Annotated in this window: 13 protein-coding genes; 9 read left to right on the top strand and 4 right to left on the bottom strand. The window is 50.1% G+C overall.

Going from position 1 to position 15909, the window contains the following annotated elements:
• Positions 1-5 precede the first annotated feature (5 nt).
• The 4 genes from H6624_16705 to H6624_16690 all read left to right on the top strand — a co-directional run bounded on the left by H6624_16705 (position 6) and on the right by H6624_16690 (position 3011).
• Positions 6-833 (top strand): carbon-nitrogen hydrolase family protein, encoded by an 828-nt coding sequence (locus H6624_16705; protein ID MCB9085987.1) that lies wholly within the window; start codon positions 6-8, stop codon positions 831-833.
• Between the two features lie 60 nt (positions 834-893).
• Positions 894-1469, top strand: a complete 576-nt coding sequence (locus H6624_16700) for a hypothetical protein (protein ID MCB9085986.1) — start codon at positions 894-896, stop codon at positions 1467-1469.
• A 117-nt stretch (positions 1470-1586) separates the two neighbouring features.
• On the top strand, positions 1587-1805 hold the full coding sequence (locus H6624_16695) for a hypothetical protein (protein ID MCB9085985.1): 219 nt from the start codon (positions 1587-1589) through the stop codon (positions 1803-1805).
• A gap of 72 nt (positions 1806-1877) precedes the next feature.
• On the top strand, positions 1878-3011 hold the full coding sequence (locus H6624_16690) for an RNA methyltransferase (protein ID MCB9085984.1): 1134 nt from the start codon (positions 1878-1880) through the stop codon (positions 3009-3011).
• Between the two features lie 27 nt (positions 3012-3038).
• On the opposite strand, the gene H6624_16685 is transcribed toward H6624_16690, so the two are convergent.
• Positions 3039-3407 carry a hypothetical protein gene (locus H6624_16685; GenBank protein ID MCB9085983.1) on the bottom strand — a complete coding sequence of 123 codons (369 nt, stop codon included), beginning with the start codon at positions 3405-3407 and terminating at the stop codon, positions 3039-3041.
• A gap of 221 nt (positions 3408-3628) precedes the next feature.
• Here H6624_16685 and H6624_16680 point away from each other — a divergent pair, with 221 nt between their 5' ends.
• Positions 3629-5659 (top strand): sodium-translocating pyrophosphatase, encoded by a 2031-nt coding sequence (locus tag H6624_16680; protein MCB9085982.1) that lies wholly within the window; start codon positions 3629-3631, stop codon positions 5657-5659.
• 122 nt (positions 5660-5781) lie between these two features.
• Here H6624_16680 and metG read toward each other — a convergent pair whose 3' ends face one another.
• Both metG and lpxD read right to left on the bottom strand, forming a co-directional pair.
• The gene (gene metG / locus H6624_16675; GenBank protein MCB9085981.1) at positions 5782-7305 is read right to left on the bottom strand and encodes a methionine--tRNA ligase; all 1524 of its coding nucleotides are present in this window, start codon (positions 7303-7305) and stop codon (positions 5782-5784) included.
• A gap of 38 nt (positions 7306-7343) precedes the next feature.
• Entirely contained in the window at positions 7344-8408 is a 1065-nt protein-coding gene (lpxD, locus tag H6624_16670; GenBank protein MCB9085980.1) for a UDP-3-O-(3-hydroxymyristoyl)glucosamine N-acyltransferase, read from the bottom strand.
• A 183-nt stretch (positions 8409-8591) separates the two neighbouring features.
• Between lpxD and H6624_16665 the strand changes: the two genes are divergently transcribed.
• The 3 genes from H6624_16665 to H6624_16655 all read left to right on the top strand — a co-directional run bounded on the left by H6624_16665 (position 8592) and on the right by H6624_16655 (position 12003).
• Positions 8592-9296: a hypothetical protein gene (locus tag H6624_16665; protein ID MCB9085979.1), complete on the top strand. Its 705-nt coding sequence runs from the start codon at positions 8592-8594 to the stop codon at positions 9294-9296.
• Positions 9297-9332: 36 nt separating this feature from the next.
• Entirely contained in the window at positions 9333-9551 is a 219-nt protein-coding gene (gene infA / locus H6624_16660) for a translation initiation factor IF-1 (protein MCB9085978.1), read from the top strand.
• Positions 9552-9630: 79 nt separating this feature from the next.
• Complete coding sequence (locus H6624_16655) at positions 9631-12003, top strand: RNA-binding transcriptional accessory protein (protein MCB9085977.1); 2373 nt, start codon at positions 9631-9633, stop codon at positions 12001-12003.
• A 68-nt stretch (positions 12004-12071) separates the two neighbouring features.
• Here the strand turns inward: H6624_16655 and H6624_16650 are convergent, their stop codons facing one another.
• Positions 12072-12854 carry an HAD family phosphatase gene (locus H6624_16650; protein ID MCB9085976.1) on the bottom strand — a complete coding sequence of 261 codons (783 nt, stop codon included), beginning with the start codon at positions 12852-12854 and terminating at the stop codon, positions 12072-12074.
• Positions 12855-13057: 203 nt separating this feature from the next.
• Between H6624_16650 and topA the strand changes: the two genes are divergently transcribed.
• Positions 13058-15799 carry a type I DNA topoisomerase gene (gene topA, locus H6624_16645; protein MCB9085975.1) on the top strand — a complete coding sequence of 914 codons (2742 nt, stop codon included), beginning with the start codon at positions 13058-13060 and terminating at the stop codon, positions 15797-15799.
• Positions 15800-15909 lie beyond the last annotated feature (110 nt).

The following is a 15909-nucleotide window of genomic DNA, read 5'->3' as shown; positions in this document are numbered from 1 at the left end:
GATTCATGGCTCAACAACCAATGCGGGTTGCCCTGGTGCAACTCACCTCAACAGATTGTCCTGATAGTAACGAGGCTCAACTTTTTGCGGGTTTGCAAATGGCTGTTGCCCAACAGCGGGTTCGCTTGATTGTTCTTCCGGAGAATACTCTCTTTTTGAGGCTTAATCGACAGCGAGAGATTAAGGCCCTGGAGTTGACTGACTCAGTGGTCGGGCGACTTCAAACCTTTTGCCGAGAGCAGTCCTGTGATCTTTTGCTGACGACTCCTACACGCGAAGATGGGAGGTGCGTGAATGCCACCTTACACTTCAGCAAGGATGGAAAGTTCCGAGTAGTCTACCGCAAAATCCACCTTTTCGATGTGGACGTGGAGGGGGTCCCTCCGGTTCGCGAATCGGACGACTTCAAATGCGGGAGTGATGGGGCGGTCCTTGAAATTGAGGGTTGGAAGATTGGACTGAGTATTTGCTATGACCTGCGATTTGCCGAGTTGTATGGTCAGTACGCCCGGCAAGGGGTCGATTTGATCACCGTTCCGGCCGCCTTTTTGGTGCCAACGGGGAGGGCGCATTGGGAAGTTCTCCTACGCGCTCGTGCCATCGAAAACCAGGCCTATGTCCTGGCCCCGGCTCAGGGTGGCCACCATCAGAATCAACAGGGCGAAAGTCGGGAGACTTGGGGGCACAGTCTCGCCATTGGACCATGGGGTGAGGTGATAGGGGACCTGGCTGAGGCGGAAAGCCCTTCAGTTCTGTGTGTGAGCCTCGATCCTCAAAGAATCCAGGAAGTCCGTCGCCAGATCCCGCAGGGGAGTCACCGGCGGCTCAACTAATTTTTCGGACCCAGTCTCTCGTCTAGCAAGTTCCCCACAAGATTGACCGAATAGAAGTTGATGGAATCTATTGGATTTTGCATTCGACTCAGGATTCGGGAAGTCACGCAACTTCTCGTATGCCTGGCTTTTCTACTACCCGTGCCCCGGGCACAAGGTGACGATCTCATTCGTGCGGCGGTTAAAGATCGCATTGAGAAAAATCAGGAAGTCGAAACTGAGGTCGATCTCACTCTTAAAAAAGGTGAGAAGGCCTCGCCGATCGCCCCCCAGGCGCTAGACGGCTACGAGGGAAAAGTTCAGCAGCCCTTTGAGCCGGATCCAGTGGAGAGGGTGAAGATTGCCCGAGAAGAGGCGGCAAAGAGGAGAAAAGAAGATCTCCTCGAAGCCAGAAAAGAAGCGGCAAAGAAGAAAGCGGAAATGCTGGCCAAAAAGAGAGAGGCTGCCAAAAATAGGGTGGCAAAAGGTTCCAAAGGCAAAGGTAAACGCCTCCCGGCTGGGCAGCTTAAGAGAGGCAAAAAGCCTCCCAAGAGAAAGGTTGCGCCACGCAAGAAGGCGCCAGCAAAGGGGAAGGCGACGGCCAAAAAAAGGCCTGCGAAGGCAAAAAAGACCAAGCGGAAGCCCGCCAAAAAGTAACATTCACATTGAACCCCTGTTCCAATAGTTTCCCTCATCGGGGAAATCAGCTAGCCTGAGTGGACTGTTTTCGGAGGTTGTGGCGTGTTTAAAGCATTCGCATTCATCGTCATTTTGATGATCGGTCATCTGCCGGCTTTGGGTGAGTCCATTATGGAGGTGGACGAGGTTCGCAATCGGGCCCGTAACCGCCTGTACCCGGGTGGCATAGACGAAGAGGATTTGAAAATCCAGTCGCGATTGACATCTCCCACCAAAAAGGTTCACGCATCGGCGATCCAGGCTGAAATTCTGAAAATCAAACCACACGTCGAAGACGAGCCTGACGAGGAATAAGCCAATCCTGTAATCCTTCCTCCGGATATTCAACTCTTTGCTTTTCCAGTCGTTCTCGTATAGGGAGTGGAAATGGCAAAATTTTTAGCGCTGACATCATTTGGACTGAGGGATGTCCTGGAGGATGAAATCCGGGAAATGGGCCTCAAGATTGTGGATAAAGAGGCCACAGGGGTCTTTTTTGAATCCAATTGGGAAGGCGCTTATCGGGCCAACCTCTGTTTGCGAACGGCGACTAAGATTCTTTTGCCGGTGTTGGATTTTCCTGCATACAAGCCCGAGGATTTGTATCACAACATTCAAAAGCACGATTTCACCAAGTATATCCGGCCGGATCAGACTTTAAGTATTGATGCCCATGTAAGGGAAAGTGCTCTTCAGGATCAGCGCTTTGTGGCGATGAAGATCAAAGACGCTATTGTTGATCAGTTTCGCGATAAATGTGATGGCCAGAGGCCCGATGTGGAGCGGGAAAACCCGGCTCTAGATGTGGTGGTGAGGGTGTTCCGCAACGAAGTAAATGTTTCGATCAACACCACGGGACCAACCCTGTCTATGAGGGGTTACCGAAAAAGTTCGGTGATGGCCCCTCTTCGGGAACACCTGGCCGCCGGCTTGATTCGTATGACAGGATGGAATGGTCATTGTCCCTTGGTGGATCCCATGTGTGGGTCGGGAACTTTTTTGATCGAAGCCGGGTTGATGGCTCTTAATATCGCCCCAGGGACGCTTCGCAAGCGTTTTGCTTTCCAGGGGTTCAAGGGATTTCAGGAAGATGCCTGGAAGACGGTTTTGGAAGAGGCAATGGACAAGGAGTTCACTAACATCCCCTCGAAGATCTACGGTTTTGATATTGACGGCATGGCATTGAGGGCGGCGCGGGCCAACGCAGAGGGAGCTGGGGTCAGCGACTTTATCACGCTCAAGAAGGCGCCAATTGTGACCCTTGAACCACCACCGGGAAATGTGCCTGGCATTGTGATCGTTAATCCGCCCTACGGGGAGAGATTGGGGATTACCGAAGAGCTCAAAGACGTCTACAGAGACCTGGCCCACGCCCTTAAGGTTGGGTTCAAAGGTTGGAAGCTGTTCTTATTGTCCGGAAATCAGGATCTAACTGCAGCCCTCAAGCTTAAAGCCGAAAAGCGCCACCGGGTTTACAACGGTAATCTGGATTGCCGCTTTTTGGAGTACCATATCCGCTGATCCGAAAACTAAAGTGATGTTGTACCCTCAGCCTAGGGGTTTCAGTTCAACCATCAGAATGGCCCAGGCGCCAATGGCGAGAACCACAAAAAATAATGCTCGGGCCCATTTGATCTTTTTGAGGATAACTCGGGTGATGAGTCCCAACATAAGCCATGCCACGAGCTTTCCCCATACCCAGGCCGGCCAGGGCCAGGTAATTCCTGTTTTGGCGAGGAGACCAAACCCGGGGATGAGCACCAGCATCATACCGATTCCATGAATTACCATGGCCCAGCGTCGCTCAGGAAATTCGCGGGTGCCACCAGTCACCGTATGGAGAGAAAGTCCGCCAAGCGCGTAGAAAAGTACAAGGACGCCAATAAGATGGAGAATCAGGTAAAATTGCTGGCTCATGGTAGTCTCCTGAAAAAGTAACCAATTTTGGCTCAATACACACACTTATGACACCAGTGAAGGCGTCTTGGCCAGGTTTTTTGCATTTCGCGGCGGCACGTTTCTGGAAGAGACTCTTGGTGAGAAAAAGGCCTCATTTGAGTTGACTTTTACACCCATTTGGGTGACTCAATGTGGCTCCAGTCACAGTAGAATATCAATGATTACAAGGAGTTCGAGGAATGGTCGAGATTGGGATCTTGGCGCCTGTTGCAGGTGTGGTCGGATTGATCTTTGCCGCAGTCACTTTTGCGGGATTAAAGCGTCAATCTGCAGGTAACGAAAAAATGGTCGCCATCGGCGAAGAGATTCATTTGGGTGCGATGACCTTTTTGAAGGCTGAATATTCAAAACTCGCCGTCTTCGTAGTGATCGTGGCGGGACTTCTTGCCTTTGGGTTTGGCTGGCAAACTAGTGCGGCCTTTGTCGTCGGTGCCTGCTCCTCCGCATTGGCTGGATTTATTGGCATGAGTGCTGCGACGAAGGGAAATGTCAGAACAGCAGCTGCAGCTAAAGACCATGGAGTGTCAGCAGCTCTGCAAATCGCCTTTAATGGCGGTGCGGTTATGGGTCTGTCTGTTGCCAGTCTCGGACTTGTTGGCTTAGGTTCCCTTTATTTTATTTTTCATGGTGAAACCAACGCGGCATCCATCATTTCAGGATTTTCAATGGGAGCCTCGTCGATTGCCCTTTTTGCCCGCATCGGTGGCGGTATTTTTACCAAGGCAGCTGATGTCGGATCTGACCTGGTCGGCAAAGTTGAAGCCGGAATTCCAGAAGACGACCCTCGCAACCCTGGCGTGATCGCCGATAACGTTGGTGACAACGTGGGTGACGTGGCCGGAATGGGAGCCGACATTTTTGAATCTTATGTCGGTGCTATGGTGGCTTCAATCACCATTGCGACAACGATGTCCCAGGCAGAGATGACTAACTTTTTTAATGGTGCCACCAAGGAAATGCTCATGGGTCTTCCTTTGGGCCTATCTGTGATTGGTCTGTTTGCGTCCTTTTTCGGAATCGCGGGTATGAATCTTTTTAAGAAAATGGATCCCGCAAAGGCTTTGGCCGTTTCGGAGTTTACAGCGGCGGTGCTGTTTTTAGTGGTGACAGGAGTCGTGGTTCAATCTTTTGGCTTTGGTCTTGGAGTATTCTGGGCGATTGTGGCTGGCTCGATCTGTGGAATATTAATTGGTAAGGCAACGGAGTATTATACAGCCAGCAAACCAGTCTTTCGCATCGCTGAGGCGTCAAAAACAGGCCCGGCCACCAACATAATTGCTGGTGTTGCAGTTGGTTTGCAAAGCTGTGCGATTCCACTATTCTTGATCGCAGTTTCAATTATGACGGCCTACAAATTTGCCGGGTTGTACGGAATTGCCATGGCTGCTGTGGGCATGTTGGCCACCGTTGGTGTGACCATGACTATTGATGCCTACGGCCCTGTAGCTGATAACGCTGGTGGAATTTCTGAAATGTCTGGCCTGGGTCCTGAAGTGCGCAAGATCACGGATGGCCTGGATGCCATTGGCAACACAACTGCAGCGATGGGCAAAGGCTTTGCTATTGGATCTGCTGCTTTGACTGCTTTGGCCCTGTTTGTCGCCTACAAGCAAGCTGTTGAATTCCACAGCGGCGCGGGAGTCACGATTCCAATGGAGATCACTGATCCAAATGTCGTGATTGGACTTCTGTTGGGGGCAATGGTTGTACTGATTGCTGCGGCTTTGACCATGACTTCTGTTGGTAAAGCAGCTGGAGAGATGGTCTCTGAAATCCGCCGTCAATTCCGCGAAATTCCAGGTTTGCTTCAGGGAACGGGAAAACCAGACACCGCCCGATGTGTGGAAATTTCCACCAATGCAGCCCTTAAAGAGATGGTGGCTCCTGGTTTGGTTGCAGTCATTTCTCCGGTAGCTGTTGGATTTTTGCTTGGCCCAGCGGCATTGGGCGGCCTGTTGGCGGGATCACTTCTCACTGGAGTGATTCTGGCTTTGTTGATGTCCAATGCTGGTGGAGCTTGGGATAATGCCAAGAAATACATCGAGAAGGGTGACATTGCAGGAGAGAAAAAGGGAAGTGATGCTCACTCTGCTGCCGTTATCGGTGACACCGTGGGTGACCCCTTCAAAGATACCACTGGTCCTTCAATGAATATTTTGATCAAGTTGATCTCGATCGTGGCCCTGTTGTTGGCGCCTTTGATTGTGTAAGTTGAGTGCCTGATCCCCTTTGTGGGGGTGAGTGAGTTAAAAAGCCTGGCAAATTGCCGGGCTTTTTTTTAGGTACCAAGTCCCTTTTTGATTGCGGTGCTTCCGAAAAAGGGACTTGGTACCTAAATCCGGGGAAAGAGGGCATCACCCTTGGAAATAGCGGTACCTTCAGCGGTGACACCCCATCTTTTTGCCTGCTCAAAGTCTGCATTGCCGACTCCCAGGCGCTCCATAAGATCAGCCATTTTGAGTGGCATTACCGGCTGGAGCAAAATTGCCGCGATTCGCAGACATTCGATGGCTGTGTAAAGAGATTTGCCCGCTTCGGCCACGTCTTCCTTGGCCTGTTTCCAGGGGGCCTTTTCTTCTAAGAATTTATTGGCTTCATTGAGAAGATTCACCACGTGTTCCAGGGCATAGCTGGGAGCCATGCGTTCAATGTCTGTCTTCACTTTATCAGCCGTCGCGATAGCGGTCTCAATGACCTTCTTGGTGAGGGCATCGTCTGCCGATCCTGCCGGAGCTTTTCCATCAAAGTACTTGCCAATCAGGTTTGCCGATCGACTGAGGAGATTGCCCAGGTTGTTAGCCAAATCGGTATTTACCCGACCGACCACAAGATCCTGAGAAAAGGGGGCATCATTACCAAAGTGAATGTCCCGTACCAGGAAATAGCGGAAGGCGTCCACTCCCACTAAATCCCTGATGTCCAGCGGGTTGATCACTTCGCCGGCAGACTTACTCATTTTTGCGTTGTCTTTGTTTAGGATCCACCCGTGAGCGAAAATGGTCTTGGGCAGGCGAACACCAGTCGCCATGAGCATGGTTGTCCAATACACCGCATGAGTGGTGATGATGTCTTTGCCAATCAAATGAACCGCGCCGGCATCAACCCACCACTTGTCAAACTCTCCTTGGCGTTCGGGCTGGCGATAACCAACGCCAGTGGCATAGTTAAGCAGGGCATCGAACCAAACGTAAGTGACATAGTCCCGGTCAAAGGGAATTTCTATTCCCCAACTCAAACGGCTTTTGGGCCGACTAATGCACAAGTCATTGAGGGGCTGACGGAGAAATCCCAACACCTCATTTTTTCGACTTTCGGGCATAATGAAAGTTGGGTTTTTCTCGATGTGGTCGATCAAGGGCTGTTGGTACTTGGACATTTTGAAGAAATAATTCTTCTCGGTGATTCTCTGTACCTCTTTGCCGGTCGGGCTCCTGCCGTCCACCAGTTCTTTTTCGGTGTAGAAGATCTCCTCGCTGACACAATACCAGCCCTCATAGGTGTCTTCGTAAATATCGCCCTTGTCGTAAAGCTCTTGAAGAACAGACTGGACAGCCTGCTTGTGGAAGGCGTCCGTCGTGCGAAAGAAAAAGTCGTATTGAATCTCAAGATCTTTCCAGGCGGCCTTGAAGTTTTGGACCATATCATCGCAATGAGCCTGTGGATCCATACCCCTCTTATCGGCGGCCTGCTGGCACTTTTGCCCGTGCTCATCCGTGCCGGTCATAAAAAAGGTCTCTTCGCCAAAGAGCTGGTGATAACGATTGAGAACGTCGGCCATGACGGTGCTATAGGCGGTGCCGATGTGGGGTTTGTCGTTTACATAATAAAGAGGGGTGGTGACATAGTACCGCTTCATTGTGGATCTCACTTTCTAATGCCCATTTTACCTTGAAGTTACTCTTCCGTCAGGCCCAGCTTTTTCATGATCTTAGCCATATTTTTCCTCATTTCTACCAGATGGGGGAAGACGGCCAGAGTTTTGAGATGATGTTTGAGCTCGACGAAAGGATAACCACCATAGAATCCTGGTTTGGTCACATTTCCGTGAATCGTGGAAACCCCGGCCGCCGTAACATCGTCACAGATGGTGATGTGGCCGGCAATGGTGGTGCGCCCACCAAATCGATTGTTGTTGCCTAGAGTGGCCGACCCGGCAGTGATCAACCCGGCTGTGATCTGGCAGTTTTTCCCGGTCCTGGTGTTGTGGGCCAGGTGGCAGTAGTTGTCGATCTTGGTTCCCTCGCCGATTACCGAATCCGTGAAGGTTCCTCGGTCAACAAAGACACCTGAGCCGACGTGCACATTGTCTTCTAGCACAGCCCTTCCGTAGTGGGTGACTCGATGATGAGAACCCTTGTCATCCGTGGCATAGCCGTAGCCTTCGGAGCCAATGCTAGAGTGAGGGAGAATCTCACAGTTTTTCCCGATGCGGGTGTCATAGGCCACGTAGACAGCGGGATGAAGGTGAGTTCCATCGCCAATTGTGGTGCCTCCCTCAACCACTGAGTGAGGTCCAATAAGGACGTTTTCGCCAAGGATCACGTCCCGCCCAATGACAGCATAGGGACCGACAGTGGCTGAATTGGGAATTCTGGCCGTCGGATCGACTATCGCGGTGGGGTGAACCCCCTTCTCTCCATAAACGGGCCTAGCGTAGGGGTGAGGAAAAAAGGCCTTTCCAATAAGAGCCATGGCCAACTTGGGGTTGGGAGATGAGAGCACGGGGCGCTCTCCGGCCATTTCCAGGGCGGTGCTCAGCACCTTTTTTGGAACCACCAGGGCCGCTCCTCGGCCTTGTGCGGCTTTCTTTAGGTGAGCTTCCTCAAAGAGAAACACCAGTTCACTCGAATCTTGGCTCTCGGGAGGGCCCAATCGGGTGATTTCCACCTGATTTGAGCCGCGATTTAGCTCAATGAGGTCTGAAAATTTTTCTAAGATTTCATTTAGTTGAGTTGCCATGTCAGTCCCCATTATAGAGCTAATTGGAGCGGCGACTCTATCAAGGACAGGAGAGGGGCCACAATCATTGAAACAAGGCATTAATCCAGTCATTTCCGCTTGTTCCCCTTACATTAATGCCTTTTGAGCCTACCCATTTTGTATATTTTGCGATAGAAGAACAGGGTTTTGTCAGGAGAAGATATGGCCGTAAAGAAGAAAGCAAAGTCGCAAGCTAAGAAAACTACTAAGAAAACTACTAAAAAAACTGCTAAAAAGGCAGTTGCCAAAAAGAAGCCCGCCAGCAAGAAACCAGCGGTAAAAAAGGCAGCGAGCAGCAAAAAGGCAGCAAAAAAAGTAGCTCCCAAGAAAGCAGCTGCGAAAAAGCCAGAGGTAAAAAAAGCCGCGGCGAAGCAGTCCGCTAAAATGACGAAGGCGCCCAAGCTGACTCAGCCTAAGGAGGATTCTCTCAAGGCTCAGGTCAAAACAGCCGCTGAGGTCGTCAGTAAGGCTAAGGAAAAGAGTCTTAAAAAGGTCGTTGAGAAGGCCAAAAAATTGGCCGGTCGTCAGGCTGCTAAGCCGGAAGCGCAGAAGCCGATGGTATTGGCCAAGGCTCCGGTGACTCCAGGGGAAAAGAAGACGAAGAAGAAGACCACCAAAAAGCGCATGACCAAGTCGCAAATGGCGGCGATTGAAAAGCTGGGTCGCATGACTCAGAAGTGGATGGCTCTTTATCGTCGGGCAAAAAGCATTAAGGCGGCTCCCTATAGCATGAGGAGCACCTATGAAGCAAAGACAGCGATTCAGCACAAGGTGTTGGGTTGGGGCTATATTTTGGCCAATAAGAATGATCGTCTAGAAGTTTTATTTAAGGATGGAGTGAAGTTTCTGATCTCCAATTATAAATAAGACGGATACAACAGCAGAGAGGACAGAGAAGACAGCATGGCAAAAGATGATTTAGCACAGCTGGAAGGGCAAGTTGTTGATGCTGCGGCCGGTGGCATTTACAAAGTGAAATTGGAAAACGAAGTCGAGATCTCCGCAAAGCTCTGCGGAAAGATGCGCCGGTTTAATATTCGTGTTGTGGTAGGGGACAAAGTGACAGTTGGAGTGTCACCCTATGACCCCACCCACGGTTTGATCATGTATCGCCACAAGTAGTTTATGGATTTTTGTAAGACCCGTCGAAAGTCTTTATTATTATTCTCCCCAACCAAATGAGAGCACGATGGCAGTAGTTTTGGATCCCACCTTCAAGGCCTACATCGCTAAGTCTTTTCCGCAAATCAAAGAGAGATCTATTCAGGCAGTTCTTGAACTGTCCCAAGAGGGCGGTACGGTTCCTTTTATCGCTCGATATAGAAAAGAAAAAACCGGAAATTTGGATGAGGTCGCCATTCGTGGAGTCCTTGACTCCTTCGAGGATTGGCAGGAAGTGGTCAAACGTAAGGAGTTCGTCCTAGGGGAGATTGAGAAGCAGGGGAACCTAACTGGGGAGCTCAAGAGCCGCATCGAGAGTTGCTGGGATTTGGCTGAAGTCGAAGAGATGTATCGGCCCTATAAACGCAAGAAAAAGACCAAAGCGACTTTGGCCCGCGAGGCCGGGCTTCAACCCTTGGCGGATTGGCTTTGGCAGCTGGGACATGGTGAGTTAGATGACAAAACTGCTTTGGAAATTAAGGCTAAAGAGTTCATCAATCCTTCTGCCGGCTATGCCACCTATGATGAGGCTCTTCGTGGGGCACAGCATATTATTGTAGAAAAGCTCAGCAATATTTCTGATTTGCGGGCTAAGGTTCGAGACGAATATTTTGAGCATGGAGTTTTAACAACGACCAAGACCACCCAATTCAAAAGCCACTCCAAATATGAGATGTATGCTGAGTTTAGGGAGCCGGTAAAGACTCTACAAGCCCAGAAGGCCTCCCATAGGTATTTGGCCTTGAAACGCGGCTGGCAAGAGGGTGAGCTCAAAGTAAGCATCGAAGCCGATGAGGCTAAGCTTCTAGCGGAGTTTGAGAAGGTTGCAATCAACAAGGCCAGCCAGGCTGACGCCTTTCTCAGGGAATGCGCTAAAACCGCGCTGCAGATTCATGTGATTCCTTCGATCACCAACGAAATTCACCGACTCCTAAAGGATAAGGCTGACCTTGATGCGATCTTTGTCTTTGCGGAAAATTTGCGCAAGGTATTGATGGCAAGCCCATTCGGTCCCAAGGTTGTGCTTGGAGTTGACCCAGGTATCAAGACTGGCTGTAAATTGGCTCTCCTCGACAAGGGTGGGAACTTTATCTCCTCGACTGTGTTGCATATTCAGGGAGAAAGTGCGCAGGAAGTCGGTAAAAAGCTATTTGGTGAAGTTCTCAAGCAAATTAAGATTGAAGCCATTGCTGTCGGCAACGGTACAGGCGGCCGGGAGGCCGAGCGCTTTGTGCGTAAAGTTCTTAAGGATTTGGGCCAAGAAGTTCCAGTGGTTATGGTCAATGAGTCTGGTGCCAGTGTTTATTCGGCCTCCGATGTTGCCAGGGACGAGTTTCCAGAGCTGGATATTACAGTTAGGGGAGCGATTTCCATTGCCCGGCGACTTCAGGACCCTCTTGCTGAGCTGGTTAAGATTGAACCTAAGAGTATTGGCGTTGGTCAGTACCAGCACGATGTGGGGCAGCCCCAACTGAAAAAATCACTTCATGATGTTGTGGAAAGTTGTGTGAACACGGTGGGGGTTGACCTTAACACGGCCTCCGAATCTCTTCTTCAGTATGTGGCCGGAATTGGACCTGCTACGGCTAAGAATATCGTTGAGTTTCGTAAAGATAAGGGGCTGTTCAAAGATCGCAGCGACCTGATGAATATTCCCAAGTTTAGTTCCAAGGGTTTTGAACAGGCGGCCGGGTTTTTGCGTGTTGTTGGCGGAGCCTCTGTTCTGGATTCCACAGGAATTCACCCCGAACGATATCAGGCGGTCAAAGATATGGCCCATGAGCTGGGGTCAACAGTAAAGAGTCTGATTGGTGAGGGCGCCGCTCAACTGGAAAAACTGCGGGAAAAATGGGCGCCAGTTATTGGCGAGTTTACCTTTGATGACATTATTGTTGAACTTAAGAAGCCTGGTCGTGATCCGCGGGATCCCTTTAAGGTCTTCCAGTTCAGGGAAGACATTAATGAGGTGGCAGATCTTAAAGAGGGAATGGTCTGCCCAGGATTGGTGACCAATGTGACTAACTTTGGTGCTTTTGTGGACATCGGGGTCCACCAGGATGGCCTTGTGCATATATCCCAACTGTCACATAAGTTTGTCGATGATCCGCGGAAGGTGGTGGCCCCTGGGGATCAAGTAACCGTCAAAGTATTGGGCGTGGATAAGGACAAGAGTCAGATTTCTTTGACGATGCTGATGGAAGAAAAGCCTGAAGCAAAAGCTCAGCCGCGTCGCGACGCTCGCAGTGGTGGTAAGCGAGGTAAAGGTGGGCCCGGCAAAGGTAAAGGCGGAGGCAAGCGGCCGTCTGGAGGAAAGCGTCCTGGGGGATCTCAGGGTGGGGACAAGGGACGACGTCCCGGTAAACCATTTAACAACCCTTTTGCAGCCTTGGGTGATTTCAACAACAAGGACTAGGTTGAGCAGCAATCTCCATATTGGATTTTCAGGCTGAGACTGGTAGCCAAACTTCTTCCGGAGTTACTCTATTTGAAAAGTAGCCTTGTCACGAGCTCGGCAAAGCCTTCCCCGCCTGGAGAGGGTGTTACATACTTTGGCGGATATTTGAGCTGAGATATGAAGGTGTGGATGTTAGCTACGGCGAAGGCATTCTCGAAAAATCCAAACATGGGCTCATCATTTGGTGAGTCGCCTACAAATGCCACTTGATGGAGATTTTCCTCGAGCTCCCAACCGTATTCGTTTCGGCAGTATTCCTTGCAGGCCGTGAGTTTGTCGTATTGGCCGAACCACCCATTCACGTGTATTGAACTGACTTTTGCTTCAGCGCCGTGACGGGTAAAAACATTCACAATCTGTTGAATGTCCCGTTCGGACAGCGGAGGGACATCTTCGCAAAAGTCCACAGCTAGATCAAAGAGTCGCGTGAATTGATCAGAGGCTATGGCTGCGCCGGGAACACACTGAAGAACCTCCTGCTTGATGAGCTCCAGCTTTTTGCTGTTTTCTTTGCGGGTCGATTCATCAACGGCAAAATGTCGGAGCATTTTCTTCTCCTGCTCCAGATATCGGAAGTAAAGGGCTCCATTTTCCCCGATGATTCCATCCACGGGCCAAAAACGGGCAATCATTTCACACCAGCCGGCAGGTCGACCGGTGACGGGCACCACACGAATATGGTTGTCCGCAAGTTTCCAAAGGGCCGAATAGGCCTTTGCTTCCAATTTGCCTTCGGTCGTCATGGTATCGTCAATGTCCGAAAACAGGACCTTTATTCCGGGATTGATAAATTCAGTCAGGGTTTTCACGAGCCACTCCAAAGTCGAGATTGCAGCGAGTCAAAGCGCCTAATTCACATTTCCTTAATAAGGACTTGAAAGGTATTTGGTACCTCCCCTATCTTATTGCCTGATATCAGGGTATAGGAAGATCTATTCCAAAGTCATTTATCTATATTGTTTGATTGAAGACGTCGTTTAAGAATTGCGTCAACTCGGAGACTACAAAATTCATGGCAAAATCAGCGTCAGATACGGCTAAAAAGTTGGTCATCGTGGAGTCGCCGACCAAGGCGCGCACGATTCGCAAGTTCCTGGGCAAGGGATTTGTCGTCGAATCGTGCATGGGGCATGTGAGGGATTTGCCTCAGTCTGCTAAGGATATTCCTGAAAAAATCAAGAAAGAGGAATGGGCCAATCTTGGTGTGAATGTGAATGAGGGATTTGACCCCGTTTACTGCATCCCAAAAACCAAGGTCCGGATTGTCAAAGCTCTAAAGGATAAATTGAAAGACGCTGATGAACTGATCCTGGCGACGGACGAAGACCGTGAAGGGGAGAGTATCAGTTGGCATTTGATTGAAGTGCTGAAACCCCGTGTGCCGGTTAAGCGAATGGTTTTTCATGAGATCACCAAAGAAGCTATTGGCAATGCCCTGAATGAGTTTAGAGAAATTGACGACAATTTGGTGCGCGCTCAGGAAGCGAGACGGATATTAGATCGATTGGTGGGTTATACGATTTCTCCTCTGCTGTGGAAGAAAGTCGCCTACGGCCTTTCTGCAGGTCGTGTTCAATCTGTCGCCGTCCGCCTGATTGCCGAGCGGGAACATCAAAGAATGAAGTTTGTTCGCTCTCAGTACTGGGGAATTGCTGCAAAATGCGAAAAATCCAAGGTGGAATTTGAGGCGCGCATTTTGTCCGTTGGAGATAAGCGGGCGGCTGTGGGCAAGGACTTTGATTCCAATACGGGGAAGTTGCTGCCTGAGAAACAGGCAACAACAGTTGCTCTTGATCAAAAGATGGCGGAAAAGTTGGCTGGCGATCTCAAGGGCAAGCAATTCAAGGTGTCTGATGTTGAGGAAAAGCCGGTTTCGCGGAAGCCTTATCCGCCATTTATTACTTCGACTCTCCAACAGGAAGCCAACCGTAAACTGGGCTTTAGTTCCCGCGAGACCATGGAGATTGCTCAGAAACTGTATGAAAGAGGTCATATTACCTATATGCGTACGGATTCGACCAACCTCTCCCAGCAGGCTCTCACTGCGGCTCGGGAGTGTATTGAGTCTTTGTATGGCAAAGATTATTTACCGGATGCCCCGCGGGATTACTCAAGTAAGAAGTCTAAGGGAGCACAGGAAGCACACGAGGCGATTCGCCCGGCCGGAACACAGTTTGTGCTCCCTGAAGAAACAGGATTGAGTGGAACTCAGTTGAAACTCTATGATTTGATTTGGAAACGAACTGTAGCCAGTCAAATGGTGAATGCCCGCCAGAAACAGGTCAGTGTAAAACTTCAAATTGCTGACGTGATCTTTTCGGCTTCGGGAATGACAATTGAGTTCCCTGGGTACCTAAAGGCCTACGTTGAAGGCAGTGATGATCCTGATGCGGCATTGGATAACCGCGAAGTTCGTTTGCCCCAACTGGCCCAGGGTGACGTGGTTGACTGTAAAGATTTGAAGCCGACCGAGCATGAGACCAAGCCGCCGCCGCGATTCACGGAAGCGACTCTGGTCCAGACGATGGAGAAGGAAGGCATTGGGCGACCGTCGACCTATGCGGCTATTATTGGTACCATCCAGGATCGTGGTTATGTACGTAAGGTCGGAAATGCTCTTGTTCCTACGTTTACCGCTTTGGTGGTTTCAAAACTTTTAAGTAGTTATCTCCCTGACTATGTCGATTTGAGTTTTACTTCAGAGATGGAAAAATCCTTGGACGATATTGCCCAGGGGGATTTGAATCACAAGAACTACTTGAAGCAGATTTATTTTGGCGATCGGGGGCTGAAGAAGCAGGTTTCTGTTCAGGAAAAGCAAATCAACGACGATGAATCACGTTCCATACAACTCGAAGGACTTGAGGAATTGAGCTTTCGTATTGGACGTTATGGAGCCTACGTCTGCCGTAAGGACGAGAAGTCGGGTGAGGAGGTCTGTGCTTCACTTCCGGACAATCAGTTTCCTGGAGACATTTCTGCCGATATCGCTAACAAGCTTATTGATCAAAAAATTAACGGTGCCGATGCCTTGGGCAAAGATCCTGAGACGGGATTGCCAATTTATGTTTTGACTGGTCGTTATGGTCCCTATGTTCAATTGGGTGATAGTCAGGGTGAAAGCACGAAGCCCAAGCGTATGGCCTTGCCGGTGACATTACCACCTGAAAACGTAACAATTGAACAGGCGCTGCAACTGTTGGAGCTTCCTAAGGTTTTGGGTCAACATCCTGACTCGGGTAAGGACATCAAAAAGGGCCTTGGTCGGTTTGGACCTTATGTTGTTCATGATGGAGATTTCAGATCGGTTCCGAAGACTGAAGATTTCTTTCAGGTTGGGTTGGATCAGGCTTTGTTTCTGTTGAACCAGCCTAAACGCGTTCGCGGTCGATCTCAGCCTCTCAAAGAGTTGGGTAACCACCCTGAAAGCGGAGAGGCGATGAATGTCTATACGGGCAAGTATGGGCCCTATGTGAAGTGCGGAAAGGTAAATGCTTCTCTTCCAGATGATGTGAAGCCCGAGGATGTGACCCTTGAGTTGGCTGTCCAACTAATAGAGTCCAAGGCCGGTGGAGCCAAAAAGAAGAAGAAGGCTTCAGCGGGGGCCACTAAAAAGACCAAGGCTGCCAAGAAAACCAAGAAGGTAGCTAAGTCTGCGGCAAAAAAGGTGAAATCCAGCTCATCCGGGTCGGTGGCAGCCCACACCAAAAAGAAGACAGTCCGGCGCGCAGCGGCAGAAAAAAGCCAGAGCTAAAGTAAGGGGGGGGTGCCCCCTTGCCAGATCCCAGACCATTTGGTAGGTCCTTTTGCAAGGCGTCGAATTGATGCGCGTGGAGGGGTATGCTACGCCACCTGTTATTCCGA

Source organism: Pseudobdellovibrionaceae bacterium, from assembly GCA_020635075.1.
In the GTDB taxonomy this organism is placed as follows: Bacteria; Bdellovibrionota; Bdellovibrionia; order Bdellovibrionales; family UBA1609; genus JADZEO01.
This window is presented reverse-complemented; position numbering and strand designations above follow the sequence as displayed.